Raw genomic sequence first — 25,753 nt, forward strand, 5'->3', positions numbered from 1 at the left:
CAATCAGCAGACGGAGGAAAGATGGAATCCATAACTATCCTTTACGATAACAAAGCAGTAGAAGGCTTTACAGCAGATTGGGGATTCAGCGCCTTAATTGAAACAGACGAAGAAACTCTCCTCTTCGATACAGGCGCAAAACCCGAAATTCTCAAAGAAAATGGAGAAAAAGCTGGCGTTGACTGGCAATCAATAGACTTTATCTTCATTTCCCACAACCATTGGGACCACACCGGCGGTCTCCCGTTCATCTTACAGGTAACAAACCAGCCTGAGCTTGTTATTCCAGAAACAGACTTAGAATACTTTGAAGAGTTAGCCGGAGAAAAAGCCATTTGCGTTCCCGTAAACGCTCCAACATACATAAGCGAAAAGTTCATATCAACAGGAATAATGGCAACCGGCATGGAAAACCCGGCTGCCGAACACTCCCTGATTTTCCAATCTTCCAAAGGCTTCATTCTCATAACAGGATGCTCACATCCCGGAATAGTTGAAATAGCAAAAAGAGCAACAACCATCTGCGGAGAAAAACTCCTGCTAACCATAGGCGGTTTCCACCTCTACAAAAAAGACGCAGCAGAAATAGAAGAAATAGCGCAACAACTTAAAAATTTCACAGAATACGTAGCGCCCTGCCACTGCACAGGCGATTTAGGAATAGAAATATTTAAAACTCTCTGGAAAGAACGTTTCATAGAAGCCAAAGCCGGCGTAGAAATTCCCCTACAGGAGGCATAAATGTTTGACGCTTTAGCAGAAAAGATTCAATCAACGATAGAAAAATTAGGAAGAAAAGGCAAGATAGATAAAGAAACATTAGAAAAAGGATTAAGAGAAATAAAGTTAGCTCTCCTTGAAGCAGACGTTAACTATAAAGTTGTCGCAAAGTTTATAAACGACATAAAAGAAAAAGCTTTAGGTGCAGACGTAACCAAAGGCGTTACCGCAGCACAGCAATTAGTAAAAATCGTTTACGACGAATTAGTTCAAGCATTAGGTGGAGAAGAGGCAAAACTAAACCTAAAAAACAAGCCGGCAGTTATCTTGCTGATAGGTCTTCAAGGTTCAGGAAAAACCACAACAGCTGCCAAATTAGCTAAATATCTAAAGAAGCAGGGCAAAAAAGTTCTCCTCACATCGGCAGACGTTTACCGTCCTGCAGCAATGCTTCAGCTTAAAAAGTTAGGTGACCAGATAGGCGTTCCCGTATTCTTAGAAGAAAACGAAAAAGATGCAGTAAAAATAGCTAAAGACGCCCTGAACAAAGCAAAAAGTGAAGATTACGACGTTCTAATCATTGATACCGCAGGAAGACTTCACATAGATGAAGAACTCTTAGAGGAAGCAAGAAAAATTAAGGAAGCTACAAATCCCGATGAAACGCTCTTTGTAATTGACTCAATGACCGGTCAAGAATCGGTAAACATAGCCAAAGCCTTTGACGAAGCCGTAGGAATGACCGGAATTATTCTTACAAAGATGGATTCCGACGCAAGAGGTGGCGTAGCTTTATCTGTCAAAGGCGTTACCGGTAAACCTATAAAGTTTGCAGGCGTCGGAGAAAAAATAGACGATTTCCAACCTTTCTATCCAGATAGAGTCGCTTCAAGAATCTTAGGCATGGGAGACGTCGTAACGCTCGTAGAAAAAGCGCAGGAAGTTATAGACGAAAAAGAAGCTCTATCAATGCAAGAAAAACTCCTCTCCGGCGAGTTCACCCTTGAAGATTTCCGCAAACAACTAAAAATGATTCAAAAGTTAGGACCTTTACATCAAATAATGAGAATGATTCCAGGACTCGGCAGCCAGAAGATACTGAAACAGTTAGAACAGGCAATAGACGACAAAAAGCTCAAAAGGATAGAAGCAATCATAGATTCAATGACTCCTGAAGAGAGAAGAAACCACGCAATAATCAATGCAAGCAGAAAGAGAAGAATAGCAAGAGGAAGCGGAACAAGCGTCAAAGAAGTGGACGCCCTGTTAAAGCAGTTCGTTCAGGCAAAAATGGCTATGAAACAGATGAGAAAGATGCAGAAGAAGATGGCTAAAAAGGGTGGAGGCGGAAAGTTTCCATTTCCCTTCTTTTAAACCTTGATTAAATCCAAATTTGGAATAAAATTCTCCCACAAAACTTGATATTAGGAGGAAAGCGTTGGTAAAGATAAGACTCAAAAAGATGGGAAGAAAGAAACTTCCAGTTTATAAAATCGTGGTAATGGAAGCTATGTCAAAAAGAGATGGAAAGGCTGTAGATATCTTAGGAACTTACAACCCTAAATCCAAAGAACTTCAGGTTGATGTAGAGAAAGTTAAAGAATGGCTCTCTAAAGGTGCTCAACCTACAGAAAGAGTTGCTTCTCTTCTCAAGAAGGTAGTTCAATAAGGAGGTGGAAAATGTCTGCTCTCAAAGAAATGGTAGAGTGTGTAGCTAAAAGATTAGTTGACAATCCTGATGCTGTATCTGTAACAGAAACGGAAGGTGAAAGAACTATTGTTATTGAACTCAAAGTTGATGCAAAAGACTTAGGAAAAGTTATTGGAAGACAGGGAAGAACCGCAAAAGCATTGAGAACCCTTCTTTCTGCCGCTGCAACAAAAATGGGCAAAAGAGCTGTTCTTGAAATAATTGAGTAGCGGGCTTTCCCGCTACTCTTATTTAACTAACTTTTCAAAAATTAGGTCCGCTGTCATATCCGGTGTTACATCAAGATGTCTTATATCAAAATTAACAAGCACTTTTTGCGTACTATAGGTTTGTGCTTTCAAATTTAAAAGCATCGCTTCCAATCTTCTAACAATAGCTTCTGCCTGTTCTTTTCCGCCAGCGAAAAAAACCATACCCAAAGAAGCATCGGACAGCTTAAACAACAAATCACCAGGTCTAATTCTCCTGTCAAGATAAATAGCTATTTGATTCATTATCTGTTTTTCTTCTCTTTCTGGAATAGGCTCAACTAAAGAAAGGTTCACGCCAACAGCTAACAAATGGTCCTCGGGCGAATACTTTATCCTATCTATTAACCTGTTTATCTTTTGTTTAACAAACTTAGCTTTAGGTAAAAGCGTCTCCCTATCCACAAGCTCTCTGTACTCGTTTAACTCTTTTTCTAACAGTTCAATAGCATACTCAACCTGTTCAAGCTCGTGTAAACTCTCCTTAAAAAGCCTAAAAACTTCTTTTATTTTCTTTATTCCCGTATTTTCCAACCTTCCCTCCCCTTATAGCAGTTAACCAAATATAGAATCCTTATCAGGAACTTTTGCCCAGTCTTCTAAAAATCTCTCAATACCAACATCGGTAAGAGGATGCTTCGCAAGTTGCTTCACAACTTTAAACGGAATAGTAGCGATATCTGCCCCTAAAAGCGCAGACTGAAGTACATGTTGAGGATGTCTAACGCTTGCAACAATAATTTCAGTGTCAAAACCATAGTTGTCATAAATCTGAACAATCTGAGCAATCAATTCCATACCATCGTGACCGATATCGTCAAGCCTTCCCACAAAAGGAGAAACATAAGTAGCACCAGCCTTTGCTGCAAGCAACGCTTGCAACGGAGAAAACACAAGAGTCACATTTGTCTTTATACCTTCTTCAGAAAGAATCTTAACAGCTTTTATGCCCTCAACAGTCATAGGTATCTTAATAACAACGTTATCTCCCAACTTCGCCAACTGTTTTGCTTCATCCACCATTCCTTGTGTATCAAGACTAACTACTTCAAGGCTAACAGGACCAGGAACCGTCTCCACAATCTCCTTAGCAACTTCCATAAAAGGTCTTCCCGTTTTTGAAATAAGCGTCGGATTGGTTGTCACTCCATCTACCATTCCCATTTCCATTGCTGCTTTTATCTCGTTTATATCAGCAGTATCAATAAAGAATTTCATCTACAAACCTCCTCCACAAGATTTTTTATCAAATGCACCAATTTCCCATCGAAAGAAAAACCTAAAATTTGAAAATCCTCCACGCTAACAGCAGCTAACAGCGTAGATATCAAGAGAAGTATAACAAATATCTCTCCCAATTTTCCCGTCTTCATCAACTTCAAAGTTAAACGGGGATAGTAAGAAAACTTATAAGGAATCCCCAAAGGATTAAGCACGTCCAAAAGAAGATGTGAAATATAACCTACTGTAAAAGACAACAGATAGACGGAAACGCCATAAAACCCTTTCATTCTAAGGAAAAACACCAATAGCAACAAACATAAAGGAATAACAGGATGGTGAGTTATCCCTCTATGACTATTTAAAAGATTCCTCTTATAAGGAGGGGGTAATCCTTTACCTACATCAATGTCAGGAAATATACTTCCTACAGCTGCTGGCAAAACAGGTAACTTTAAAAGCGTAGCTACCAATATTCCAGCCAATATATGCGTTCCAGCTGTCATCCTACAAGTTCTGCTATAAAAGGATTGTTCTTCAACTCTTCTGAAATAGTCGTTTTTTCGCCATGCCCAGGAAATAAAACAGTATCACCTTCAAGAACATTGAGAACTTTCAAAATAGATTTCTTTAAGTCATTATAATTGCTCATAGGCAAGTCATACCTTCCTATACTTCCCTTGAAAATCAAATCCCCTACCAAAGCAAACTTTTTACCACTATCAAAAACAACAATACTACCCGGAGAGTGACCCGGCGTATGAAGCACCTGAAAAATAACGTTTCCCAACGCGAATTTACTCCCTTCAGACAAAGTCTCATCGGGAGGAGGAGAATATTCAGCTCCCGCCATTCTTCCTATTTCACTCTCTATCCAAAAGTTTAAATATTTAGCCGCCTCCTCATGCATTATCAGTTTAGCTTCCGGAAACTCAAGCTTAGCCCAAACGTTCGCTGCCGTATGGTCTGGATGCTCGTGAGTATTCAAGATATACTTAACAACCAGCTCGTTTCTATCAATCTCATCCCTCAACTCCTCAACAGCTTCCCTGCTTCCTGGGTCTACTACCATAGCTTCTTTAGATTCTTCATCCCAAACAAGATAGGTATTTACCAAAAAACTCCCTGACGGATAAATAGTTATCTTCATAACACTACTCCTTCAAAGATATGAATTCTCCAATTTCTTCAAGGTCTACATATTCATTTGCAGCCTGAATAATCTCTTTCGCCGTTATTGATTTAAAAGAAACAACCTCTACCTTAATACCTTTGGCTTTCAAATAATTAATTAAATCAACAAAATCCCCATCTCCACTCATTATAACAACCACATCTGCCTTTCCATTTTCCGTTATAGCAATAGCATCAATAGCAATACCCATATCCCAATCAGCCTTATATTCCACCCTATCCCAGTTATAAAACTTCTTAGGCTCTTTAAGTTTTATTTCATAACCTATACTTTTCAAAACGTAAATAAAACTGTCCTGATTAACTCTATCCAAATCAACTAAATAAGCTATAGCCCTTACTAACTTCCTTCCTCTAACACCTACTTCTAAAAGTTTCCTGAAGTCAACTTTTTTCTTCAAAGCATTTTTTGAACCATAGTAAATGTTCTGCATATCAACAAATACAGCAACTCTCAGGTGAGAAAATACACTATCCCTTTCTATCAGGTCTTCCGCCTTCACTCTTAACTCCTCCAGAATTGATGTCACAGGCGTAACTATTCCAAACGGCAAGTGGTGGTTGACATTCCGGCTCTTTTCTCAAAACTTCAAGAAACCTCTCAAGGTTAGACTCCGGAATCAATTTCATTCCAATACCGTAATGAGAAAGCGCAAATATTACACCTTTACCTAAAGGAAGAGTATTGACAGCGATACAATCAACTCCTCTATCAGCCAAGGCTTCAACTAACTCTATACACTTTCCAGCTTTAAAGTCCTTAGCCGGATTCTCTATCCTCCCCAAAATCTTAAAGCCATCAGCGTCTCTCTTCAATATCAACAACTCTGGACACTCACCGAACTTTCCACACACCTTATCCCCTTCAACAGGAACCGCGTAAATAGATGAAGTCTTTTCCTCCGGTTCAAAATGAATAATTATTTTTTCTATAAATGGAATATCTCTCTTTATCTCCGCTTCAATTTCATGGACTATACTATGAGCTTTTTCAAGGCTATCGGTGGAAATCCCTACTTCAACTTCTATAAACCTATAACTTCCTGAACTTCTTCCTGTAATACTTTTAACCGAAGAAACCATAGGATGAGAGAGTATTATTTCTTTTATCTTGTCAAGCGTCTCTTTATCAACAGAAGCATCAAGCAAAACTTTTAAGGCTTCTACCAATATCTCATATCCTGAGTGGAATATGAACAGAACGATAATTAACACCGCTACTTTCTCAACTATAGGATAGCCAAAATAGTTACCTAAAACACCTGCAAGAACAACAATAGAAGACAACATATCGGTTTTCACGTGTTCCGAATCTGCAATCAGGCTTGGAGAGTTTAACTCCTCTCCTTTTCTCCTCTCAAAGCGGGAAAAGAGAAAAGTAGAAACAATTGTTATCAGAATTGCCCCAACAGCAACAGGTAAATTTTTAATATGAAGAGTTTCATTTTTAAACAGAACATCTCTTGCTATCTCATAACCTGCAAAGAATATGGCAAACGCACTGGCAAGAGAAATAATGTTCTCAACCTTATACAGACCATAAGGAAATTCTTTCAATTTCATATTGGAAATAACAATTCCAGCGTAAACAGAAAGAGCAGCAGCAAGGTCAGCAACAGAGTGAATACCATCAGCTATAAGCGAAGCTGAACCTGACAAGAATCCTGCAACAATCTTTAATACAGAAAGAAAAAGGTTTAACAGAACTGAATAAAGAGCAATCTTCTTTTTCTCTGTAACCAATTCCATACTAAAACTCCATATCTTCCATATTCATAAGGTCTTCAAGTTTTTGTTTAGTTTCTGACGCTTGCTCTCTATACTTAGCCCACTCTTCAACTGCGCTAATATCGTTTCCAGACCTTTTCATCTTAGCAAGGTCTATCTTAACAAGCGCCGGTACAGGTATCATCTTTCCCATTACCAACGCTTCTCCAACGTTCAACGAAGGTAGCTGTTCTACCAAGTCGCTGCTCAAAGACTCCGATGCCTGTTGAACGTGCCTTTGGTCTCCAGGTTCTATAAGTCTTAAAATAATCATATTGTTTGCCTGAGAAAGAGCGTTAGAATCAAGAGCTTTCGGTCTTTGAGTTACAAGGCACAAACCCAATCCAAACTTCCTTCCCTCTCTTGCTATTCTGGATATCCAGTACCTTGAACGCGTGTTAATAGTGGACGAAGCCAAAATGTGAGCTTCTTCAAGAACGGTAAACAGAGGAAAAGGTAACCCGCTACCATAACGAACGTAAGACTTTCTATTCTCAAGAACATTCCTTAAAACGTGGCTTACCACGATGTCAGCTATTTTTTCATCAACGTGAGACAAGTCAACAACGTTTAACTTTCCAAACTCAATCTGGTCAACTATAGGCGTAGCAAGAGGGTCAAAAAGTTCACCGTAAAACTCTTTCATATCCTCCACTTTATTAATAACCCCAGTAATAGACTTCCAATCATCTTTAAAGGCTTCATCACTTCTATACTTTTGAAGTTCCAGTTCAAGCCTTGCCCAGAATTCTTCCGCCGGAGTTTTAAAATCTTCTGTGATTTCCTTAACAACTTCTTTAAACGCTTTCCTTAAATACCTGTCCTGTATATAAGCACTATCATCAACGTTCGCAAATATCCTAAACTCCTGATAACTGAGTCTCAAAGGATTTAAAACCAGGTCTATTCTTTTAAGCTTTTCCCCATCTCCAAAGTCTACATATTCTCCGTGCATATCAAAAACAAGAATCGTTCCACTCTTTGAAAGGAGTCCTTCCAAAATCACAGAAACAGTATTGGACTTACCACCACCTGTAACAGCAAGTATGGCAAGATGCCTGCTAACTATACTATCTACATCAATATAAACACTAACATCAGGTCTCGTTAAAAGATGACCTATCTTAATTTTTTTCTCATCTCCTTCACCAAAGACCTTTTTAAGAATTTCAGCCGATGCCCTATAAACTTTCGTGCCAGGTTCAGGAGGAATCCTCGGTACAAACATACCTCTAGTAGGATCCCCTAAAATAGATATCGTCCCCTTAAAGAAAGAATCTTGTGAAGTAAGTTTCTTTATGCTTTCAACTTCTTCAGGCTGGAATATACCTTCTATATGTTTATTAATTCTTCTAACGCTTCTTACAAATCCTAAAACTCTATACCCCTCATAGTTAATCTCCACATAATCACCCAAAGAAACCTTTTGAGAAGCAACAAACTCCACTTCTCTCGTTCCCGGCTCTCCAACGCAAACACCCAAAACGTCGGACACAGCAACCTCCAGAAAAAAAGAAAAAAATTACCACTAAGTATAGAATACAAAATCTGTTTTACCACTATTAGAATTTAGAAAACGTTCAAAGGAGAAAAACTTAGACCTAAAGTGAAACTGTATAGTTAATTATGCAAAAATCCCCCTCCTTCACCAACGGGCACCTTTCCAACCCCTGATACTCCAACTTAAAATCCAAATCACACAAGCTATTTATAAAAGACTCAAAAAGTTTTGGAAAAGGACACAAAGTTCCTTCCAACTCTGCTTCCCCTATCCCTTTAGGACAGAACCGACAGGAAGAAGAAAGAATTTTTACCTTTACCTTTCCATCGCTGCCTTCAACGCTGAGCTTTCCTATTCCTAATTCTTCATTCAATCTGTTTAAAACTTTCTCCACTCTTTCCTCAACAGAACAATCCCCTTCTACACCACTATCCACAGCTTTCAAATAATTAACCAAGTACTTCCCCGCCCTTTCTGCTGAAAAATCCACGATAGCCTGGTTAAGCACTCCAAACTCGTTAAGCCCAGCAATAAAAGAAGCGATAAAAACGTTTTCCGCCCTTAAATTTCTACTTTTAACCTTTTCTTCAAAACCCATACTTCCCTCCCCAAATTGCGATATTTATTATTATCCTAAATTACACTAACAGTAGTCAAGAATAACAATTTTTTATTTGTTCTTAATTAACCCCTCAATAATCCCCATAACCTCTTCAAAAGTTTTACCTGTAGTATCAACAACTACCGCCCCCTCAGGAACTACAAGCGGTGCAAATTCCCTTCTTTTATCCGATTCATCCCTATCTAAAACTTCTCTTAACACCTCCTCATAAGAAGCACTTTCTCCTTTCCTCAAAAGTTCCAAGTATCTTCTTTTTGCCCTCTCTTCTGGAGATGCAGTTAGATAGATTTTTAGCTCCGCCTCAGGAAATATATAACTTCCAGCATCTCTACCATCTATAACCACTCTCCTACCTTTTGCTACTTTTCTCAAAATCCTCACTACAATCTCTCTAACTTCTCTAAACTTAGCAACTTTTGAAGCCAACTTTCCCGCTTCAAGAGTCCTTATCTTCTCACTATAATCTTCTCCGTCAACCAAAACCCTTCCACTATCCGTTAACTCAACGCTCAAATCACTTGCACACTCAACAACTGCCTTTTCATCATTAAGGTCAACTCCCCTTTCGCTACAAACCACACCAATGGCTCTATACACAGCTCCAGAATCAAGATGCAAATACCCATAACGCTTAGCAATCTCTTTAGCAACACTACTCTTTCCAGCACCAGCAGGACCATCTATAGTAATAATCTCAGGCATCAACTCCTACTACCTCCCAACAACCTCTCTCTCAACTCTTTATAAAGCCTATTTAAACTGTCAGAAATATCAACGCGATAGTTAACCTTTCTATCTATGGACAACACGCTTTCAGGCAAAGAATGCAGTTGCTCTATCGTGTATTCTCTAACCTCATTCAAAGAAGGTAAGCTCTCAACAACTCTTCCATCTTTCATAAACTGTTTTAACAGCGGCTTTCCGTCAAACTGCTCTCCCCACAGAGAAACAACGTCGTAACCTTCCAAACGGAAGACCTGTTTTCTGCCCGGATACATTTTCTTTCCGCTACTCGTTTTCATAACAGGCTGTCCATCAAATTCAACAAGCTTGTAAACAAAATCTATATAAGGCGCATCAGCTGACGTTCCTACCTTCGTTCCAACTCCAAACCCATCAACAGGCGCACCAGAGGAGATAATTTCTTTAATCCTGTATTCATCAAGACCACCGCTAACGATAATTTTGACGTAATCCATTCCAGCTTCGTCTAAAAGCCTCCGCGCTATTTTCGCAAGCTCTTCCACATTACCACTATCAAGCCTTATACCTTTTAACCTGAAACCTCTCTTTAAAAGCTCCTCCCCAACTTCTATCGCTTTCTTAACGCCTTCAACTGTATCGTAGGTATCGACCAAAAGTACCGTATTATTGGGGAAAACCTTAGCGTAAGCTCTAAAAGCTTCTTCTTCACTTTCAAAAGACATAATGAAAGAATGAGCAACCGTTCCAACAACTGGAACGCCGTAAATTTTTCCTGCAAGAACGTTAGAAGTCGCATCAAATCCCGCCAAATAACAGCTTCTCGCGACTTTCAAACCTGCATCAATACCGTGAGTTCTCCTTAAAGAAAAATCCGCCAAAACCCTCCCCTCAGCAACAGAATAAACACGCGCTGCTTTAGAAGCTATCAGCGAAGAAATATGAATCTGGTTCATCACAAACGTTTCAAGGAGCTGCGCTTCCGCTATCGGCGCTTCCACCCTTAAAACCGGTTCATACTGAAAGAACGGCGTTCCTTCATCCATAGCATAGACATCACCAGAAAAAGAAAATTCCTTTAAGTAATCCAAAAACCAGTCAGGAAAAATCTTCAAAGAGAATAGGTAATCAATGTCATCTTTTGAGAAATGAAACTCTTCCAAAGCCTTCAGAACTTCCTCTAAACCTGCAAAAACCAAATAATTACGCTTTTCAGGAAGCTCTCTTACAAACAGCTCAAACGCAGCCCTTTCTTTCTTCCCGTTCTCAAGGTAAGCACACATCATCGTCAGTTGATAAAGGTCTGTAAAAAGCGGAGAAACCATAACTACCTACTCCTTTCAACTCCCACTTTTTCACAATACTCACTTACAGGACACTGAGAACACTTAGGAGACGTAGGATGACATATATGCTGACCCAAAGAAACGAGTAAATCGTTAATCTCTATCCAGTACTCTTTCGGAAGTTTTTCTCTCAGAGCCATCTCTGTTTCTTCCGGCGTTTTAGTCTTAACGTAACCGAACCTATTCATTATCCTGTGAACGTGCGTATCAACGCAAATACCAGGTTTTCCGTAACCCAAAGTAACAACTAAGTTCGCCGTTTTCCTACCAACGCCAGGAAGTTTCAAAAGCTCATCAATATCAGACGGAACTTCTCCTCCATATTTCTCAACTATTATTCTTGCAACTTCTCTAATAGTCCTCGCTTTTCTTCTGTAAAACCCTACAGGATATATCAGCTTCTCTATTTCTCCTTCAGATAACTCCATCAACTTCTCAGGTGTATCAGCAATTCTAAAAAGCCTCTCAGAAGCTTTTGCCGTTACCTCATCTTTCGTTCTCAAGCTCAATATCGTAGCTATCAGTATCTTAAAAGGATTGTTCTCCGTTTGAGACATTAAAGTTACTATAGGAACATTCCACTTCTTTTTCTCTTTTCTCAGTATCTCAACCACTTTACTAATTGTGCTGTTATCCATTCTCTCCGAATTCCCTCCTGACGAAAGAATCAAGTTTAGTTAATCTCTCTATCAAGTCCTTAAAATCCTCTATTTTCAACATATTAGCACCGTCAGAAAGTGCCTTTTCAGGTTGTGGATGTATTTCAAAGAACAAACCATCAACGCCAACGGCAACGGCAGCGCGCGCAAGGTAAGGAACGAACTCTCTATCACCACCACTCACTTTCCCCAAACCACCAGGCTTTTGAACAGAATGAGTGGCATCAAAAATTACTTTTGCACCTGTTTTTTTCATAATAGGAATAGACCTAAAATCAACTACAAGGTTGTTATATCCAAAAGTGGTTCCCCTCTCCGTCAGCCAGATTTCAGAAGCATTACTCTTTTCAAGTTTATTCACAACGTTACCCATATCCCAAGGTGCCATAAATTGTCCCTTCTTCACGTTCACCGTTTTTCCGGTTCTCGCTGCAGCTACTAAAAGGTCTGTCTGCCTACACAGAAAAGCCGGTATCTGTATTACGTCAACAACCTCAGCTACAGGTTTTGCCTGCCACGACTCATGAATATCTGTAGTTACTTCCAAACCAAACTTACTCTTAACTTCTGAAAGCATTGCAAGACCTTTATCTATACCTGGACCTCTGTAAGAATCAATAGAACTCCTGTTAGCCTTATCAAAAGAAGCCTTAAAAACCCATCGATGTTCAGGGAAAGCATCTTTAAGAGATTTAACTTCAGAAGCAATTTCAAACAAAATATCCCTATCCTCAATAACGCAAGGACCAGCTATAACTATCATCTCAAACCTCTAAATCAGTTTCCTTTAGAAGCGTAAGATTCCACCGCTTTCTTCAACTTTTCCACTTCTTCCTTTGTCAGTTCTCTATATCTTCCCTTCGGCAAGTCACCCAACTTTAAAGGTCCTACAGCAACCCTTTTAAGCTTTAAAACGCCGTGGTCAAAACGGTCAAAAAATCTCCTAACAACTCTGTTCTTTCCCTGGTCTATCGTTATCTGCACGTAAGTATTTCTACCCGTTTTTGAAGGATGAAGCAACTTTACATCAAGAGGCTTTATAAAAAACTTTTTACCTTTATCATCAACGAGCAAAGCCCCCTTTCTCATCCTATCAACCTCGGCAGGCGTTACGCGCCCCTTTACTTTTGCAATGTAAGTTTTAGGAACGTGATAACGAGGATGCATAAGTTTCTCCGCCAACTCTCCATCGTTCGTCATTAAAAGTAAACCTTCTGTGTTGTAATCAAGTCTTCCAACAGGGAAAAGCCTTACAGGATACTTCCTGAAATAATCTGCAACGATAGGTCTCTTATCACCTGGTGCCCTCTCCATAGCCGTTAAAACGCCCTGCGGTTTATTAAACATGATATAAACAAACTTTTTCGGAAGCCTTACCCTCTCTCCATCAACTTCTATCCTATCTTTCTTCGGGTCTACCTCAACCGCCGGAGACGTTACCTCCTCTCCGTTTACAGTTACCCTTCCCTGCTTTATTATCTCCTCAACCTTTCGCCTTGCCCCAAATCCTGCATAAGCTAAAAATTTATTCAAACGCATCCTTTCCTCCTTAATAACTTAATTAGAAGCATAATGCTCTAAATATTGAAACTAAATTTAAAAACTATTTTAATTCGGTCAACATGGCTTAATTTTTTGATAATATTAGGATAAACACTTAGAGGTAAGCAATGAAAGAGATACTTACCAAGATAGACCTGGCTGTATTAAAAGCTACAACAACTCCAGGAACAGTATTAGAAGCTGCAGAAGCAGTTAAATATTATAACTTTGCCACCGTTTGCGTTTTTCCAAAACACGTTGAAGTAGCAAGAACAATACTTCCACCAGAAAAAATCTCTGCCGTCGTTGGATTCCCTCTCTCACCTACACCGCTAACAATCAAACTAAAAGAAGCAGTCTATTCCATAGAAAAAGGAGCAGGAGAATTAGACGTAGTTGTAAATATCAGCGCTGTTAAATGTGGTGACTGGAACAAAGTTGAAGAAGAACTCAGAGAAATAAGAAAAGAGATACCACTCGCCGTTTTAAAGCTTATATTTGAATGCTGTTACCTCACTGAAGAAGAAAAAATAACCCTGTGCAGATTAGCGGTAGAAAACGGTTGGGACTATTTAAAAACATCAACAGGTTACGGAAGTTACGGCGCCACCTTTGAGGACGTTGAACTTTTGGTAAAGTGTGCAAACGGAAGAGCTAAAGTCAAAGCAGCAGGAGGGATAAGAACTTTAGAGGACGTTAAGAAATTCATTTCTTTAGGAGCAGAAAGAATAGGAACGAGCAATGGAAAAGAAATCGCAAAACAAGTGCTGCATAGTGGGAAAATTTGAATCCCTCCACAGGGGGCACCAATTCTTGATTGAAAAAGCGAAAAAACTCTGCAATCAAGTAAACGTTATATCAATAAACAAATTTTTACAAAATCCCCTCTTCACCCCCGAAGAAAGAAACAAAATCGCAGAAAATTTAGGAGTAAAACTAACAAACCTTAAATTTGAAGAGATAAAAGACAAAACCCCTGAAGAATTCTTTCAGATACTGAGAAATTTAGGTTGTTCAAGACTTTTAGCAGGTAAAGACTGGAAGTTTGGCAAAAACAGGAGCGGTAATATTGAAACCGCCAAAAAGTTAGGCAAAAAGTACAACATAGAAGTTTTAGAAGTTCCCCTCATAACCAATAGCGGCGAAAAAATAGGAACGTCAACCATCAAAGCACTACTTAAAGAAGGTAAATTGGAAGAAGCCAATAAACTCTTAGGATTTCCCTACTTCTGCTTTGGCAGAACGGTAAAAGGAGACGGTAGAGGTAAAGAGTTGGGATTCCCAACCATTAACGTTAAACCAGAAAAAAGACTTCTCATACCTTACGGAGTTTACGCGGTAAACTTAAAAGTAAACGGCAAATACTACAGAGGAATAGCCAACTACGGTGTAAAACCAACTTTTGGAGAAAACGAGCCAATAATAGAAATCCACATTCCGAACGAAAAACTCCCTCCCCTCCCACTCCACACCCCAGCAACGGTAGAATTCCTGAAATTTTTCCGCAGAGAAAAACAGTTCAACAACGTTGAAGAACTAAAAAAACAGATTAAATTTGATTTAGAAAATCTAAAACAATTTTGGAGGAATGGTCTTGGAAGAGACACAGAAATTTAAATCAGGATACGTCGCTATTTTAGGAAGACCGAACGTAGGAAAATCCACCCTTCTCAACAGCCTATTAGGAACAAAAGTGGCAATCGTCACAGACAAACCTCAAACAACAAGACACAGAATCATCGGCGTCAAGCACTTAAAAGACGCCCAAATCGTATTCCTTGACACGCCAGGTATTCACAAAGAAAAATTTGAACTCAACCGCTACATGAACGAAATAGCTTTCAGCGTAATACCGGACGCCGACGTAATCCTGTTCTTAATTGACGCAAGAGCAGGACTAACAGAAGCCGACAGGAAAATACTTCAAAAAATAGGAGAAGAGAAAAGGAAAGATTCAAAAGTCTTAGTCCTGATTAACAAAATAGACGGCGTTCCCAAAGAAGAACTCCTGCCTCTAATAGAAGAGATAAGCAAAGAATTTCCTTTCGTCTCCGACATAGTCCCCATCTCAGCAACGAGAGGAACAAACTTAGACAGACTCCTTGACCTGATAGTTTCCTACCTACCTGAAGGTCCCAAGTACTACGAAGAACACATGGTAACAGATATGCCTTTAGAACAGTTCGTTGCAGAGATAATCAGAGAAAAAATAATGCTACTCACCAGAGACGAAATCCCCCACGCAACAACCGTTCAGGTAGTAAACATACAGCCAGGAGATAAAAACCCGAACATGCTTGTAATAGATGCAGATATAATCGTAGAAAGAGACTCACAAAAGGCAATAATCATCGGTAAAGGCGGACAGAAACTCAAAAAAATAGGAAAGTTAGCAAGAGAAGAATTAGAACAACTCTTAGGTAAAAGAGTTTACTTGAGGCTTTGGGTCAAAGTTAAAGAAGACTGGAGACAGAGGGCAGACCAACTAAGAAGCTTAGGATACTCCTACTAAAGAGAAAACAATGGCTTTCAAGAAAATCCTCATTTTCCAGACAGCATTTTTGGGGGACTTAATTCTCACGTCCCCCCTCATCAAAAGCGTTAAAAAAAGTTTTCCTGAAACTGAAGTTTCATTAGTCGTAAGAAAAGGATTCAAAAGCGTATTCGCCCAAAGCCCTTACCTATCAGAAATAATAGAGTTTGATAAAAAAGGCATCTTCAGGTTTTCCTCTTTCCTTAAGAGTAAAAACTTTGACTTGGTTATCTCTCCACACCGCTCCCACAGAACTTCTTTAATTCTTTTTTTGAGTGGCATTAGAAGAAGAATAGGATTTGACAAAAGCGGCTTCGCCTTCCTTTACACAGATAGAGTTAAACATAAAATGGAAAAGAGAGTACACGAGATAGACAGAAACCTAAACCTTTTAACTCCTCTCAAAAACTATTCCTTAATAGTAGATAATGAACCAGAACTCCCCATATCTGATGAAGAAGCCGAAAAAACCGCTAAAAAATTTAAGTTAGAAAAACCATTCATCGTTTTAGCACCGGGTTCTGTTTGGAAAACGAAAGCTTGGCTATCAGAAAACTTCGCAAAGGTAGGAGACTACTTCTACAAACAAGGTTTCCAAGTGGTAATCGTAGGCTCCAATAAAGACGCCCCTTACTGCCAAGTCACAGAAGAAAATATGAAAGGCAAAGCCAAAAACTTATGCGGAAAAACAACTTTAAGAGAATTTTTTTCAATAATAAAGAGAGCTTCTTTAGTAATTTCCAACGACTCATCTCCCGTTCACGCAGCTGTCTCTTTCAATACACCCGTTGTAGAAATATACGGTGCAACCGTTCCAGATTTCGGATTTTTTCCCTACAGAAACGGCATTTACGTAGAACCGCCCATTGAACTACCCTGCCGCCCATGTGGAATTCACGGCAGAAAGGAATGTCCAGAAAAGCACTTCAAATGTATGAAGTCAATAACCCCAGAAATGGTAATAACTACTGCAGAAAGTTTGATTTAACACCAAACAGCACTATAATTAAAACCGTTAACAGTACTTTAAACAGCATTCTGGAGGGAAAAGTGATAGTCTCCGCAAACGACCTTAAAAGAAAAGGCATTTCTTACGTGGGCAAACTCTTAAAGGAGTTTGAAAGCGTTTTCATCTCCGTTAGAGGTAAGAAAAAATACGTAATACTTCCCATAGAAGAATATGAAAGATTAAAAGAACTGGAACTTGAAAACGCCATTAGAGAAGCTGAAGAAGACCTGAAAAAAGGTAACTACGTGATAGAAAGTGCTGAAGAACACTTTAAAAGGTTAGGAATTTGAAACCTTACAGATTGATATTTACAGAATCTTACCTTAAAAGGGAAAAGAAATTTATTAAGAAACATCCAGAGCTTCTAGAAAGATACAAAAAAGTTTTACGTCTATTAGAACTAAACCCAAATCATCCTTCACTTAGACTCCACAAACTAAAAGGCAAACTGTCAGGTAAGTACTCAGTTTCTATTACTATGAGTTATCGTATTATTCTGACATTCGCCGTAACGGAAAAAGGCATAGTTCTAATAGACATCGGAAGCCATGAAATTTACGAGAAATAATTATACAATCTGTGATATATTTCTCTCATCCAATTTTCTGCGGGAGGCGGTTAAATGAACATAAGAGTTACTCCTTTAGACATCCAGCCCGTTTCCACTTCCGAAATTGAAATAGTGGAAAGAAAAGGGTTGGGGCATCCAGACACAATCTGTGACGCTTTGGCTGAAAAGCTATCAGCAGAACTCTGTAAACTTTACTACGAAAACTTCGGTTTTGTTCTCCACCACAACGTTGATAAAAACCTTTTAGTTGGTGGAAGCGCTACTCCTAAATTTGGCGGCGGAGAAGTAACAGAACCGATAGAAATCTACCTTTCAGGTAGGGCAATCAAAGAATACAAAGGTAAGAAAATCCCCGTTGACGAAATCGCCATAGAAAGCGCTAAAGAATGGTTAAAAGAGAATATCCACGCTATTGACCCAGAGAACCACGTAAGAATTTACCCTCACATACGTCCAGGCTCCGTTGACCTTGTAGATATCTACATGAGACAATTAAGAGACGGCGTCCCTCTTTCAAACGATACCTCTTTCGGCGTAGGATACGCTCCATTTGATGACCTTGAAAACGTAGTTTTCCAGATAGAGAAGAAACTCAACAGTAAAGAAATAAAGAAACTACATCCAGAAATCGGTGAAGACATCAAGGTAATGGGCGTAAGGATAGGTGAAAAAATCACTATAACAATAGCCTGCGCCTTTGTAGACAGATTTGTAAAAGACATCAACGATTACGTAGAAAAGAGAGAAAACGTTAGAAAATTAGCATACGAAGTGGCAAAAGAGTTCACAAATAGAGAAGTTGAAATCCACATAAACACAGGCGACGACGTAGAAAACGCAAACGTCTATATAACTGTCACAGGAACTTCTGCAGAAGCTGGAGACGACGGAGAAGTAGGTAGAGGGAACAGAGTTAACGGTCTTATCACTCCTTACAGACCTATGAGTCTTGAAGCAGCAGCAGGTAAAAACCCAATCACTCACGTAGGAAAGCTCTACAACATCACATCCAACGATATAGCAAAAGCTGTGGTAAACGAGATTCCAGAAATAGAAGAAGCCTACGTTTACATGGTAAGCCAGATAGGAAAACCAGTTAACCAACCTTTAGCCGTTGACGTTAAAGTAAGAACTCCAGAAAACTCAGCTAAATTCCAGACAAAGATAGAAGAAATCGTCAACGAATGCCTCGCCGATATGAAAAACATATGGAAAAGACTTATGAATGGAGAGATAACCGTTTATTAATATCTATTCCCCCTTCGGGGGGAATTCATCTTCCATAATCACCTTTCTGCCATTAAAAGTTTCCAAAACAAATTTATCTCCTTCTTTCCTATACCTTTCAGGCATTAAAGGAACTTTCCCCAACCCTCCCGGCACGTCAACAGCGTAGTAGGGAATGGCAAGAGGGGAAATTCTTCTAAAAAGCGTTCTGATTATTTCTATTCCCTTTGATATAGGAGTTGAAAAGTGAAGCACCCCTTTAACAGGGTCGCATCTAAACAGGTAGTACGGTCTAACCCTTATACTCTGAAGTTTCCTGAACAAGTTTTCTAAAATATCAGCTGAATCGTTAATCCCTTTCAAAAGAACCGTTTGGTTGTTAATTGGAATACCACACTTCTGCAATTCTCTAACTGCAGAAGTAGAAAGCTCTGTAATTTCATCAGGATGGTTGTAGTGGACGTTAACCCACACCTTAGAAGTTTCCTTCAAAACTTCACAAATATCGCTTTTTAACACCCATTCCGGGTCTGTAACAGGTGAACGAGTACCGATGCGGACGATTTCAACGTGGGGGATTTTTTCAAGAGAAGAAATTAAATACTCTAAACGTTCCAACTCAAGGTAAAAAGGGTCACCACCAGAGATAAGAACATCTCTAACGGTTTCATTAGCCGAAACGTAACGTAAAACGTTTTCAATTTCTTCCTCCGTAATAAAGAAACGCGGTTTTAACCAGTTTCTTTTCCTCATACAGAACCTGCACAAAACAGGACAGTAGTTCGTTACAACAACTAAAACTCTATCAGGATACCTATGAGTTAAGTAAGACGTCTTTTTATGTTCTTCTTCTCTTAAAGGGTCATCTTCTCCAAAAGACTGCAAAACCGGGTCAATCTCTTCAAGTGAAGGAAAAAGCATTTTCCTAACAGCTTTACTTCTTAAAGCCAAATCAAGGTAATAATCGGTTGTAGAAAAGGGATAAATAGGCGTCACCTGTCTAAACGCTTCTTTCTCCTCTCCTGAAAGGAAAGGAAAAATCCTACTCAAACTTCCAGCCACAGGCATCAAGCTCCTGATATATTGAATCTCTCTGACCGAAACGAACAAATTTCAACGTCTTTGAATCCATTTTTAGATATATAGCTCTATACTCACCGTAAGGAGATGTAACCCGCAACCTGTAAATATCGTGTTTTGTATCTCTCTTTAAAAGCCTTGAAGTTGAATTAATTCTGGAAAGAGCAGAGATAAAACTATCAAAAAGGAAAGGTTTAACAGAAACTTCTTTAACCATATCTTTCCTAAACCTTTTTGAAAAAAGAACTTTATACTCCTCCTTCCCTGCAGCAAGAGAAGACAAGGCGTTTAAAGCAACTTCTATAAAAAGCTCAACTCTACTCTTCGGTAACTCCTGTGCCTTCAGATTTTCTATTTCCCTCTCTTTCTTAGCAACTTCTCCTTTCAGTGAAGCTATCTCCTGTTTCAAATTCTCAATACTTCTTTTATAGTCCTCAATTTTCTCTATTTCTCTCTTAAACTCTTCAAATTTCTTTTCCCTCTCTTTCAGCTTAGAAATGGTACTTCTCAACTCAGCTATTTCGGCGAAAAGCTCCTTTATCTTTCTATCCTTTCCTCTTAACTTTTCGTTAAGGTTTTTTATCTGTAAAGCAAGGTTTTCCTTCTTCTTAACAACGTTCCTTTTCTGCTGAACCCTCTGTTGAAGCGCCTTCGCCTCAGCCTGTAGAAAGTATTCTTCTATATCCTTAAATCCTTTTTTCATGACCAACCCCTTGATGAAATTCAAGTAGATTTACGGTTAAAGCAAAATTAAAATTTATAACTACCTATCCCATCAGTAAATCCCTATCTATCAAACGTTGAAATAGCTCCTACTTTAAGCTATATTTCAGACTGGAATTTAAGTTGTAGGAGTTGCTACTTGAAGCTAAATAAAATATTAGTAAATATAATCATCGTCACCGTACTAACCTGTAGCTACTCAGAAGCTACAAGTTTACTGCTACACCAGATAAAAGCAGAAGAAACCGTATCAATAAAGCAACACACCAAAGAGACACAGAAGAAAATAATATCCCTACAAAAGCAAATTCAACAGGTTACCGATTCTTCTGAAAGAGTAACGTTTCAAACTGAAAAAAACTGCGAGATTTATAACTTTTTAACGTTAAAATCCGCCCCCCCTCGCGCCTCCCCAAACTGCTAAACGCTCAAAACTCCAAACCGCTCAAAACCACAAACCAATCGGGGAGGTAACAAAGATGATAAATACAATACTTACGAAAATCATAGGCAGCAAGAACGAAAGAGAAATAAAAAAACTAAAGCCTTTAGTTGAAAAGATAAACGCCCTTGAACCGGAATTTGAAAAGAAAAGCAAGGAAGAATTACAGGCTTTAACTGCAAAGTGGAAAGAGGAGCTTGCAAAGATAGAAAAGGACGAAGACAAGTTTAAGTACATGGACAAAATCCTCCCAGAAGCTTTTGCAGCCGTCAGAGAAGCAGCAAAAAGAACGTTAGGAATGAGGCACTACGACGTCCAGCTCATAGGCGGTATCGTTCTCCATCAAGGCAAAATCGCAGAAATGAAAACAGGTGAGGGTAAAACGCTTGTCGCAACGCTCCCTGTTTACTTAAACGCTCTCGCAGGGAAAGGCGTTCACGTTGTAACGGTAAACGACTACTTGGCAAAAAGAGACGCCGAATGGATGGGACCAGTCTACAACTACCTTGGAATTACCGTCGGATACCTCCAAAACCAGATGGAAAACCCTCAACGAAAAGAGATGTACGCGAGAGACGTAACCTACGGAACAAACTCTGAGTTTGGTTTTGATTATTTAAGAGACAACATGGCGTTTTCAAAAGAGGAAAAAGTTCAAAGAGAACTCTTTTACGCAATAGTTGACGAAGCAGACTCAATCCTCATAGACGAAGCGAGAACTCCACTAATCATTTCAGGACCTTCAGAAGAAAATGTTGACGTTTACTACATAGCAGATACGTTAGTCCAAACGCTCAAAAAAGACGTTGACTTTAAAGTTGATGAAAAGACAAAAACAGCCACACTTACAGACGAAGGCATCAAAAAGCTTGAAAAGATGATAGCCGAAATGTCGGGAACGAAAGACTTTAACCTCTACGACCCCAACTTCTCCGACCTTCTGCACGCAATAATCCAGTCAATCAGGGCACACCACTTATTCAAAAAAGACGTTGACTACGTAGTCCAGTACGACCCGAAAGAGAGAAAGAAAAAAGTCATAATCGTTGACGAGTTCACAGGAAGGATAATGCCCGGAAGGCGCTGGAGTGACGGTCTCCACCAGGCAGTAGAAGCAAAGGAAGGACTTGACGTAGAAGCAGAAAACCAAACCCTTGCGACAATTACGCTCCAGAACTACTTCCGCCTCTACAAGAAGCTCGCAGGAATGACAGGAACAGCAGAAACAGAAGCTGCAGAGCTCAAAGAGATTTACGGACTTGACGTTGTGGTAATTCCAACGAACAAACCGGTAATTAGAAAAGACCACCCAGATTTAATATTCAAAACGATGAAGGCAAAGTACAACGCCGTTGTTAAAGAGATAGAGAAAAACTACAAAATCGGAAGACCTGTCTTAGTTGGAACAAACTCTATTGAAGCTTCAGAATACCTGTCAAAACTGCTGAAAAGGAAAGGAATTCCCCACCAGGTCCTCAACGCAAAACATCACGAAAAGGAAGCAGAAATAGTAGCTCAGGCTGGAAGGTTGGGTGCAGTAACAATCGCCACAAACATGGCAGGAAGGGGAACGGACATCCTTTTAGGTGGGAACCCCGAATTTATGGCTAAGAAGGAATTGGAGAAAAAAGGAATAACGCCTGAAAAGGTCGGCGAAGAAAAGTATCAGGAAATCTACAGAGAAACTCTTGAAAAGTACAAAAAGCTTACAGAGGAAGAGAAAAAGAAAGTTATTGAACTTGGCGGTTTGTACATAATCGGAACAGAAAGAAACGAATCAAGACGTATAGACAACCAGCTCAGAGGTAGGGCTGGAAGGCAAGGAGACCCGGGAGAGTCAAGATTTTTCCTCTCTCTTGAAGACAACCTGCTTAGACTCTTTGGTTCTGACAAGGTAAAGAAAATGATGGAAATGATGAACATACCTGAAGACGAACCAATAGAACACAAGATGGTTTCCAAAGCCCTTGAAACTGCACAGAGGAGAGTGGAAGAACAGAACTTCCAGATAAGAAAGAGACTCCTTGAGTACGATGAGGTTTACAACATTCAGAGAAAAGTAATATACGAACAGAGAAACAAAATACTTGAAGGAGAGAACTTTAAGGAAGAAATTCTTACCTTCTTTGAAAACGTTGCATGGGAAATGGTTGATACTTTCGCTCCAGAGAATATTCTGCCCGATGAGTGGGATCTGAAGAAACTAAAAGAGATATTAAAGCAGCGGTTCGGCTTTGAATTTGAAATTCCTGATACCTACGAAAAGCTAATGGAAATGGAAGTTGAAGGTGCTTTCAGCGATAGAGAGAAATTAGCCAAAATAATCTACAACAGGTTAGTTAAAGAACACCAGAAGATGGAGGAACTCTTAGGCGAAGAACAGATGAGAGAAATTGAAAGGATGGTTCTACTCCAAAGCCTTGACCACTACTGGAGACAGCACCTTAAAGCCTTAGACCACATTAAAGAAAGTATAGGCTGGAGAGGGTACGGACAGAGAGACCCTGTTGTTGAATTTAAGAAAGAAGCTTTCAGGTTATTTGAAGAGCTGATATCAAACATTGAAAACGGAACAGTTGACGGACTCTTCAACTATTACAGATTCCTCCAGAGTCAACTTCAGCAGGAACAGTTAGCTGCGAGGGGAGAATAGTTCTCCCTTCGCTTTACAACTCAAACTGTTCGCCTAAATAAACCTTTCTGACTATTTCCTGATTTGCAACTTCTTCAGGAGTTCCAGAAGCTATCACTTTACCGTGACCAATTATGTAAGCTCTGTCTATTATCCTTAAAGTTTCTCTAACGTTGTGGTCCGTAATGAGAATACCGATGTTCATCTCTTTTAGCTCTTTTATAAGCCCCTGAATCTCGTAAACTGCTATGGGGTCAATACCTGCAAAAGGTTCATCAAGGAGGAGAAACTTTGGGTCTATACTCAAAGCTCTTGCTATTTCCAGCCTTCTCCTCTCTCCTCCCGAAAGTGAGTTGGCTTTCTGTTTTCTCAAATCGGCTATACCAAAGCGTTCAAGCAGAAAATCTGTTTTCTCCTTAATCTCCTTTTCGGACAAGCCGTGCATTTCCAAAACCGCTTTAATATTTTCTTCTACTGTAAGTTTTCTAAAGATAGAAGGTTCTTGTGGAAGGTAGGATATACCTTTCTGCGCCCTCACGTACGTAGGTTCATCTGTAAGGTCAACTTCACCTAAAAGTACTCTGCCACCATCAGGTTTCACTATTCCAACGATGCAATAGAAGGTAGTTGTCTTTCCAGCACCGTTAGGACCTAAAAGTCCTACAACTTCTCCCTCTTTCACTTCAACGGTTACTCCGTCAACGACCTTTCTTTTGTTGTATATTTTGGTTATCTTTTCCGCTCTTAGAAGATTCAAGTCCAATGGCTTGCTCACTTTTCTCTCCTGGATAGATGACTGTTTTTACTCTCTGCTTAATACCTTCAACAATTACTCTGCCATCTTTATAGGCAATTATCTTGTCACCTACTATAACGTTCTTGCCCTGTTTAAGTTTAGCGTTACCTAATAAAACAGCTTTTTCCTGTGCAGGATAGTAATAGAGAGTATTGCACCAACCTTCCCCCCTTGGGTCAACTATGTGAACGTTTCCTATGACTTCTATTTTCTCTATATACTTCCCTGTCTTGTCAAAGAAGACCAAAAGCTTATCTCCCGTCATTACAGTTTTTCCCCTTTGGGCAACAACGTGCCCGATGTAAGTGGCAACCTTTTTCTGGTCATCATAGGTAAGTTTCCTTGCTTCTATAACTAAAGGAAGGTTTTGCTGAGGAGAAGGTTGAGAAGCTGCAGCGTAAAGGGGAATAAGGAATAAAGCAACCAAGATAGCTATTTTTTTCATCTTTTCACCTCTCTAAAAACCGATTTAACGTTGTTAGATATTGTAATTTTTTTCTCTCTCAGGTTAAGAGTGCAAATTTTACCAGTAATGGAGTTTGCTCCTTTGAGGAGGATTTTGCAGCCACAATCGGTTTTAAATAAAGCAGAATCAACGTAATAGACTCCACAGGGACTTTCTGCAGTAAGGTTGTCGGTTTGAAGAAGTACATGCTTGAGTTCTATCCTTTTTTCTTTCCTGAAGTAAAGAGCAGAAGGCGATTTAATCGTTATGGGAGGTTGGTGTTTGAGGAGAATGAGAAGGCGGGGATTTTTAAGGAAAATAACGTTATCTCCTTTAAACTCGGCTTCTGGAGCCGTAAGTTCCCACTCTATTTTTTCTTTTGATTCCAACCTAAACTGTTTTATTACCTGCTTCCTATGAGTTTCAACCTTTATCTTTTCAGGAGGAGATTCTCTACCCGCTATAAAAACAATTAGAGGAATAAAAGCTACAACTGCTATAACAATGGCAATCCTATAAAGGTTCTTCCTCACTACTGTTTCCCGTTTAGAGAAAGAATGTAATCAATAAACTCTCTCACAGCTCCTCTACCACCTTCTCTTTTAGAAACGAAATTTACAACCTCTTTCACTTCTTCAACAGCATCAATAGGAGCAGCTGAAAATCCCACACTTTTAAGAATAGGAATATCAGGGATATCATCCCCCATAGCAGCCACTTCTTCAAACGAAATTTTCATCTCATTACACAATTTCTCCAACACTTCCAACTTATTGGAAACTCCCTGAAAAACTTTACTGACTCCCAACTCTTCACACCTTTTCTCAACCGCTTTTGACCGCCTGCCAGAAATAATCGCCACTTCTACGTTAGAAGATAATGCCCTTTTTATAGCATAACCATCTTTAACGTTAAAACCTTTATACTCATTCCCAAAGTTATCGTAAAAAACAGTTCCGTCGGTCAAAACACCATCAACGTCCAAAACAATAAGCTTTATCAAGATGAACCTCCCAAACGTCAGGTTTATTATAGCGCCTTGAAATAGAAAAAGCCGCCTTT

The 25,753-nt window shown here is 39.4% G+C and carries 32 protein-coding genes; 13 read left to right on the forward strand and 19 right to left on the reverse strand.

Annotated features, from left to right (window positions below):
• Positions 1 to 21: 21 nt before the first annotated feature.
• The 4 genes from QOL23_RS01890 to QOL23_RS01905 all read left to right on the forward strand — a co-directional run bounded on the left by QOL23_RS01890 (position 22) and on the right by QOL23_RS01905 (position 2,640).
• On the forward strand, positions 22 to 741 hold the full coding sequence (locus QOL23_RS01890) for an MBL fold metallo-hydrolase (protein WP_283399889.1): 720 nt from the start codon (positions 22 to 24) through the stop codon (positions 739 to 741).
• The gene (ffh, locus tag QOL23_RS01895) at positions 742 to 2,094 is read left to right on the forward strand and encodes a signal recognition particle protein (protein ID WP_283399890.1); all 1,353 of its coding nucleotides are present in this window, start codon (positions 742 to 744) and stop codon (positions 2,092 to 2,094) included.
• A 64-nt stretch (positions 2,095 to 2,158) separates the two neighbouring features.
• Positions 2,159 to 2,389 (forward strand): 30S ribosomal protein S16, encoded by a 231-nt coding sequence (rpsP, locus tag QOL23_RS01900; protein WP_283399891.1) that lies wholly within the window; start codon positions 2,159 to 2,161, stop codon positions 2,387 to 2,389.
• Between the two features lie 11 nt (positions 2,390 to 2,400).
• A complete protein-coding gene (locus QOL23_RS01905; protein WP_283399892.1) occupies positions 2,401 to 2,640 on the forward strand; it encodes a KH domain-containing protein in 240 nt (79 codons plus the stop codon).
• 18 nt (positions 2,641 to 2,658) lie between these two features.
• Here the strand turns inward: QOL23_RS01905 and QOL23_RS01910 are convergent, their stop codons facing one another.
• The 13 genes from QOL23_RS01910 to QOL23_RS01970 all read right to left on the reverse strand — a co-directional run bounded on the left by QOL23_RS01910 (position 2,659) and on the right by QOL23_RS01970 (position 13,230).
• Entirely contained in the window at positions 2,659 to 3,213 is a 555-nt protein-coding gene (locus QOL23_RS01910) for a hypothetical protein (protein ID WP_283399893.1), read from the reverse strand.
• A gap of 21 nt (positions 3,214 to 3,234) precedes the next feature.
• Positions 3,235 to 3,897 (reverse strand): fructose-6-phosphate aldolase, encoded by a 663-nt coding sequence (fsa, locus tag QOL23_RS01915; RefSeq protein ID WP_283399894.1) that lies wholly within the window; start codon positions 3,895 to 3,897, stop codon positions 3,235 to 3,237.
• The gene (locus QOL23_RS01920; RefSeq protein ID WP_283399895.1) at positions 3,894 to 4,406 is read right to left on the reverse strand and encodes a metal-dependent hydrolase; all 513 of its coding nucleotides are present in this window, start codon (positions 4,404 to 4,406) and stop codon (positions 3,894 to 3,896) included. The genes fsa and QOL23_RS01920 overlap by 4 nt, the downstream gene beginning before the upstream one ends.
• The gene (locus tag QOL23_RS01925; RefSeq protein WP_283399896.1) at positions 4,403 to 5,050 is read right to left on the reverse strand and encodes an MBL fold metallo-hydrolase; all 648 of its coding nucleotides are present in this window, start codon (positions 5,048 to 5,050) and stop codon (positions 4,403 to 4,405) included. The genes QOL23_RS01920 and QOL23_RS01925 overlap by 4 nt, the downstream gene beginning before the upstream one ends.
• Positions 5,051 to 5,054: 4 nt before the next feature.
• Complete coding sequence (locus tag QOL23_RS01930) at positions 5,055 to 5,597, reverse strand: LabA-like NYN domain-containing protein (protein ID WP_283399897.1); 543 nt, start codon at positions 5,595 to 5,597, stop codon at positions 5,055 to 5,057.
• Positions 5,566 to 6,843, reverse strand: coding sequence for a cation diffusion facilitator family transporter (locus QOL23_RS01935; protein ID WP_283399898.1), 1,278 nt, complete (start codon positions 6,841 to 6,843; stop codon positions 5,566 to 5,568). Before QOL23_RS01935 ends, QOL23_RS01930 begins: the two co-directional genes overlap by 32 nt.
• A gap of 1 nt (position 6,844) precedes the next feature.
• The gene (locus QOL23_RS01940) at positions 6,845 to 8,356 is read right to left on the reverse strand and encodes a helicase HerA domain-containing protein (RefSeq protein ID WP_283399899.1); all 1,512 of its coding nucleotides are present in this window, start codon (positions 8,354 to 8,356) and stop codon (positions 6,845 to 6,847) included.
• Between the two features lie 106 nt (positions 8,357 to 8,462).
• Positions 8,463 to 8,960, reverse strand: coding sequence for a hypothetical protein (locus tag QOL23_RS01945; RefSeq protein ID WP_283399900.1), 498 nt, complete (start codon positions 8,958 to 8,960; stop codon positions 8,463 to 8,465).
• A 72-nt stretch (positions 8,961 to 9,032) separates the two neighbouring features.
• On the reverse strand, positions 9,033 to 9,686 hold the full coding sequence (gene cmk, locus QOL23_RS01950; RefSeq protein WP_283399901.1) for a (d)CMP kinase: 654 nt from the start codon (positions 9,684 to 9,686) through the stop codon (positions 9,033 to 9,035).
• Positions 9,686 to 11,011, reverse strand: coding sequence for a nicotinate phosphoribosyltransferase (locus QOL23_RS01955; RefSeq protein WP_283399902.1), 1,326 nt, complete (start codon positions 11,009 to 11,011; stop codon positions 9,686 to 9,688). Before QOL23_RS01955 ends, cmk begins: the two co-directional genes overlap by 1 nt.
• A gap of 2 nt (positions 11,012 to 11,013) precedes the next feature.
• Positions 11,014 to 11,670, reverse strand: coding sequence for an endonuclease III domain-containing protein (locus QOL23_RS01960; protein ID WP_283399903.1), 657 nt, complete (start codon positions 11,668 to 11,670; stop codon positions 11,014 to 11,016).
• Positions 11,663 to 12,454 (reverse strand): 3-deoxy-8-phosphooctulonate synthase, encoded by a 792-nt coding sequence (gene kdsA, locus QOL23_RS01965; RefSeq protein ID WP_283399904.1) that lies wholly within the window; start codon positions 12,452 to 12,454, stop codon positions 11,663 to 11,665. The genes QOL23_RS01960 and kdsA overlap by 8 nt, the downstream gene beginning before the upstream one ends.
• Before the next feature lie 14 nt (positions 12,455 to 12,468).
• Complete coding sequence (locus QOL23_RS01970) at positions 12,469 to 13,230, reverse strand: pseudouridine synthase (RefSeq protein WP_283399905.1); 762 nt, start codon at positions 13,228 to 13,230, stop codon at positions 12,469 to 12,471.
• A 131-nt stretch (positions 13,231 to 13,361) separates the two neighbouring features.
• Between QOL23_RS01970 and deoC the strand changes: the two genes are divergently transcribed.
• The 7 genes from deoC to QOL23_RS02005 all read left to right on the forward strand — a co-directional run bounded on the left by deoC (position 13,362) and on the right by QOL23_RS02005 (position 18,594).
• Positions 13,362 to 14,021: a deoxyribose-phosphate aldolase gene (deoC, locus tag QOL23_RS01975; RefSeq protein ID WP_283399906.1), complete on the forward strand. Its 660-nt coding sequence runs from the start codon at positions 13,362 to 13,364 to the stop codon at positions 14,019 to 14,021.
• Complete coding sequence (locus tag QOL23_RS01980) at positions 13,975 to 14,850, forward strand: riboflavin kinase (protein WP_283399907.1); 876 nt, start codon at positions 13,975 to 13,977, stop codon at positions 14,848 to 14,850. Before deoC ends, QOL23_RS01980 begins: the two co-directional genes overlap by 47 nt.
• Positions 14,822 to 15,745 (forward strand): GTPase Era, encoded by a 924-nt coding sequence (gene era / locus QOL23_RS01985; RefSeq protein WP_283399908.1) that lies wholly within the window; start codon positions 14,822 to 14,824, stop codon positions 15,743 to 15,745. Before QOL23_RS01980 ends, era begins: the two co-directional genes overlap by 29 nt.
• A 10-nt stretch (positions 15,746 to 15,755) precedes the next feature.
• The gene (gene waaF, locus QOL23_RS01990) at positions 15,756 to 16,754 is read left to right on the forward strand and encodes a lipopolysaccharide heptosyltransferase II (RefSeq protein ID WP_283399909.1); all 999 of its coding nucleotides are present in this window, start codon (positions 15,756 to 15,758) and stop codon (positions 16,752 to 16,754) included.
• A 62-nt stretch (positions 16,755 to 16,816) separates the two neighbouring features.
• A complete protein-coding gene (locus QOL23_RS01995; protein ID WP_283399910.1) occupies positions 16,817 to 17,065 on the forward strand; it encodes a type II toxin-antitoxin system prevent-host-death family antitoxin in 249 nt (82 codons plus the stop codon).
• Positions 17,062 to 17,343 carry a type II toxin-antitoxin system RelE/ParE family toxin gene (locus QOL23_RS02000; protein ID WP_283399911.1) on the forward strand — a complete coding sequence of 94 codons (282 nt, stop codon included), beginning with the start codon at positions 17,062 to 17,064 and terminating at the stop codon, positions 17,341 to 17,343. Before QOL23_RS01995 ends, QOL23_RS02000 begins: the two co-directional genes overlap by 4 nt.
• 54 nt (positions 17,344 to 17,397) lie before the next feature.
• Positions 17,398 to 18,594 (forward strand): methionine adenosyltransferase, encoded by a 1,197-nt coding sequence (locus QOL23_RS02005; protein ID WP_283399912.1) that lies wholly within the window; start codon positions 17,398 to 17,400, stop codon positions 18,592 to 18,594.
• A 3-nt stretch (positions 18,595 to 18,597) separates the two neighbouring features.
• On the opposite strand, the gene QOL23_RS02010 is transcribed toward QOL23_RS02005, so the two are convergent.
• Together QOL23_RS02010 and QOL23_RS02015 are read right to left on the reverse strand one after the other, a co-directional pair.
• Positions 18,598 to 19,641, reverse strand: a complete 1,044-nt coding sequence (locus QOL23_RS02010) for a KamA family radical SAM protein (RefSeq protein WP_283399913.1) — start codon at positions 19,639 to 19,641, stop codon at positions 18,598 to 18,600.
• Entirely contained in the window at positions 19,616 to 20,356 is a 741-nt protein-coding gene (locus QOL23_RS02015) for a hypothetical protein (protein WP_283399914.1), read from the reverse strand. Before QOL23_RS02015 ends, QOL23_RS02010 begins: the two co-directional genes overlap by 26 nt.
• 159 nt (positions 20,357 to 20,515) lie before the next feature.
• Between QOL23_RS02015 and QOL23_RS02020 the strand changes: the two genes are divergently transcribed.
• Both QOL23_RS02020 and secA read left to right on the forward strand, forming a co-directional pair.
• Positions 20,516 to 20,800: a hypothetical protein gene (locus tag QOL23_RS02020; RefSeq protein WP_283399915.1), complete on the forward strand. Its 285-nt coding sequence runs from the start codon at positions 20,516 to 20,518 to the stop codon at positions 20,798 to 20,800.
• A 55-nt stretch (positions 20,801 to 20,855) separates the two neighbouring features.
• Complete coding sequence (gene secA / locus QOL23_RS02025) at positions 20,856 to 23,471, forward strand: preprotein translocase subunit SecA (RefSeq protein ID WP_283399916.1); 2,616 nt, start codon at positions 20,856 to 20,858, stop codon at positions 23,469 to 23,471.
• Between the two features lie 13 nt (positions 23,472 to 23,484).
• Here the strand turns inward: secA and lptB are convergent, their stop codons facing one another.
• The 4 genes from lptB to QOL23_RS02045 are packed head-to-tail and all read right to left on the reverse strand — an operon-like array spanning position 23,485 to position 25,694.
• A complete protein-coding gene (gene lptB / locus QOL23_RS02030; RefSeq protein WP_345782571.1) occupies positions 23,485 to 24,225 on the reverse strand; it encodes an LPS export ABC transporter ATP-binding protein in 741 nt (246 codons plus the stop codon).
• Positions 24,149 to 24,691: a lipopolysaccharide transport periplasmic protein LptA gene (lptA, locus tag QOL23_RS02035; RefSeq protein ID WP_283399917.1), complete on the reverse strand. Its 543-nt coding sequence runs from the start codon at positions 24,689 to 24,691 to the stop codon at positions 24,149 to 24,151. Before lptA ends, lptB begins: the two co-directional genes overlap by 77 nt.
• Complete coding sequence (gene lptC, locus QOL23_RS02040) at positions 24,688 to 25,224, reverse strand: LPS export ABC transporter periplasmic protein LptC (protein WP_283399918.1); 537 nt, start codon at positions 25,222 to 25,224, stop codon at positions 24,688 to 24,690. The genes lptA and lptC overlap by 4 nt, the downstream gene beginning before the upstream one ends.
• The gene (locus tag QOL23_RS02045; RefSeq protein ID WP_283399919.1) at positions 25,224 to 25,694 is read right to left on the reverse strand and encodes a KdsC family phosphatase; all 471 of its coding nucleotides are present in this window, start codon (positions 25,692 to 25,694) and stop codon (positions 25,224 to 25,226) included. Before QOL23_RS02045 ends, lptC begins: the two co-directional genes overlap by 1 nt.
• Positions 25,695 to 25,753 lie beyond the last annotated feature (59 nt).

The sequence above is a fragment of the Desulfurobacterium pacificum genome, from assembly GCF_900182835.1.
Classification (GTDB): Bacteria; Aquificota; Aquificia; order Desulfurobacteriales; family Desulfurobacteriaceae; genus Desulfurobacterium_B; species Desulfurobacterium_B pacificum.

Excerpts from the sequence above, each read along its gene's own strand:
- QOL23_RS01890 (WP_283399889.1), top strand. The coding sequence starts at position 22 with ATGGAATCCATAACTATCCTTTACGATAACAAAGCAGTAGAAGGCTTT.
- QOL23_RS01945 (WP_283399900.1), bottom strand. The coding sequence starts at position 8,960 with ATGGGTTTTGAAGAAAAGGTTAAAAGTAGAAATTTAAGGGCGGAAAAC.
- QOL23_RS01960 (WP_283399903.1), bottom strand. The coding sequence starts at position 11,670 with ATGGATAACAGCACAATTAGTAAAGTGGTTGAGATACTGAGAAAAGAG.
- cmk (WP_283399901.1), bottom strand. The coding sequence starts at position 9,686 with ATGCCTGAGATTATTACTATAGATGGTCCTGCTGGTGCTGGAAAGAGT.
- fsa (WP_283399894.1), bottom strand. The coding sequence starts at position 3,897 with ATGAAATTCTTTATTGATACTGCTGATATAAACGAGATAAAAGCAGCA.
- deoC (WP_283399906.1), top strand. The coding sequence starts at position 13,362 with ATGAAAGAGATACTTACCAAGATAGACCTGGCTGTATTAAAAGCTACA.
- QOL23_RS01925 (WP_283399896.1), bottom strand. The coding sequence starts at position 5,050 with ATGAAGATAACTATTTATCCGTCAGGGAGTTTTTTGGTAAATACCTAT.
- QOL23_RS02005 (WP_283399912.1), top strand. The coding sequence starts at position 17,398 with ATGAACATAAGAGTTACTCCTTTAGACATCCAGCCCGTTTCCACTTCC.
- QOL23_RS02010 (WP_283399913.1), bottom strand. The coding sequence starts at position 19,641 with ATGCCTGTGGCTGGAAGTTTGAGTAGGATTTTTCCTTTCCTTTCAGGA.
- lptA (WP_283399917.1), bottom strand. The coding sequence starts at position 24,691 with ATGAAAAAAATAGCTATCTTGGTTGCTTTATTCCTTATTCCCCTTTAC.
- ffh (WP_283399890.1), top strand. The coding sequence starts at position 742 with ATGTTTGACGCTTTAGCAGAAAAGATTCAATCAACGATAGAAAAATTA.
- kdsA (WP_283399904.1), bottom strand. The coding sequence starts at position 12,454 with ATGATAGTTATAGCTGGTCCTTGCGTTATTGAGGATAGGGATATTTTG.
- QOL23_RS01970 (WP_283399905.1), bottom strand. The coding sequence starts at position 13,230 with ATGCGTTTGAATAAATTTTTAGCTTATGCAGGATTTGGGGCAAGGCGA.
- waaF (WP_283399909.1), top strand. The coding sequence starts at position 15,756 with ATGGCTTTCAAGAAAATCCTCATTTTCCAGACAGCATTTTTGGGGGAC.
- secA (WP_283399916.1), top strand. The coding sequence starts at position 20,856 with ATGATAAATACAATACTTACGAAAATCATAGGCAGCAAGAACGAAAGA.
- era (WP_283399908.1), top strand. The coding sequence starts at position 14,822 with ATGGTCTTGGAAGAGACACAGAAATTTAAATCAGGATACGTCGCTATT.
- QOL23_RS01905 (WP_283399892.1), top strand. The coding sequence starts at position 2,401 with ATGTCTGCTCTCAAAGAAATGGTAGAGTGTGTAGCTAAAAGATTAGTT.
- QOL23_RS01955 (WP_283399902.1), bottom strand. The coding sequence starts at position 11,011 with ATGGTTTCTCCGCTTTTTACAGACCTTTATCAACTGACGATGATGTGT.
- QOL23_RS02015 (WP_283399914.1), bottom strand. The coding sequence starts at position 20,356 with ATGAAAAAAGGATTTAAGGATATAGAAGAATACTTTCTACAGGCTGAG.
- QOL23_RS01980 (WP_283399907.1), top strand. The coding sequence starts at position 13,975 with ATGGAAAAGAAATCGCAAAACAAGTGCTGCATAGTGGGAAAATTTGAA.
- QOL23_RS01935 (WP_283399898.1), bottom strand. The coding sequence starts at position 6,843 with ATGGAATTGGTTACAGAGAAAAAGAAGATTGCTCTTTATTCAGTTCTG.
- QOL23_RS01920 (WP_283399895.1), bottom strand. The coding sequence starts at position 4,406 with ATGACAGCTGGAACGCATATATTGGCTGGAATATTGGTAGCTACGCTT.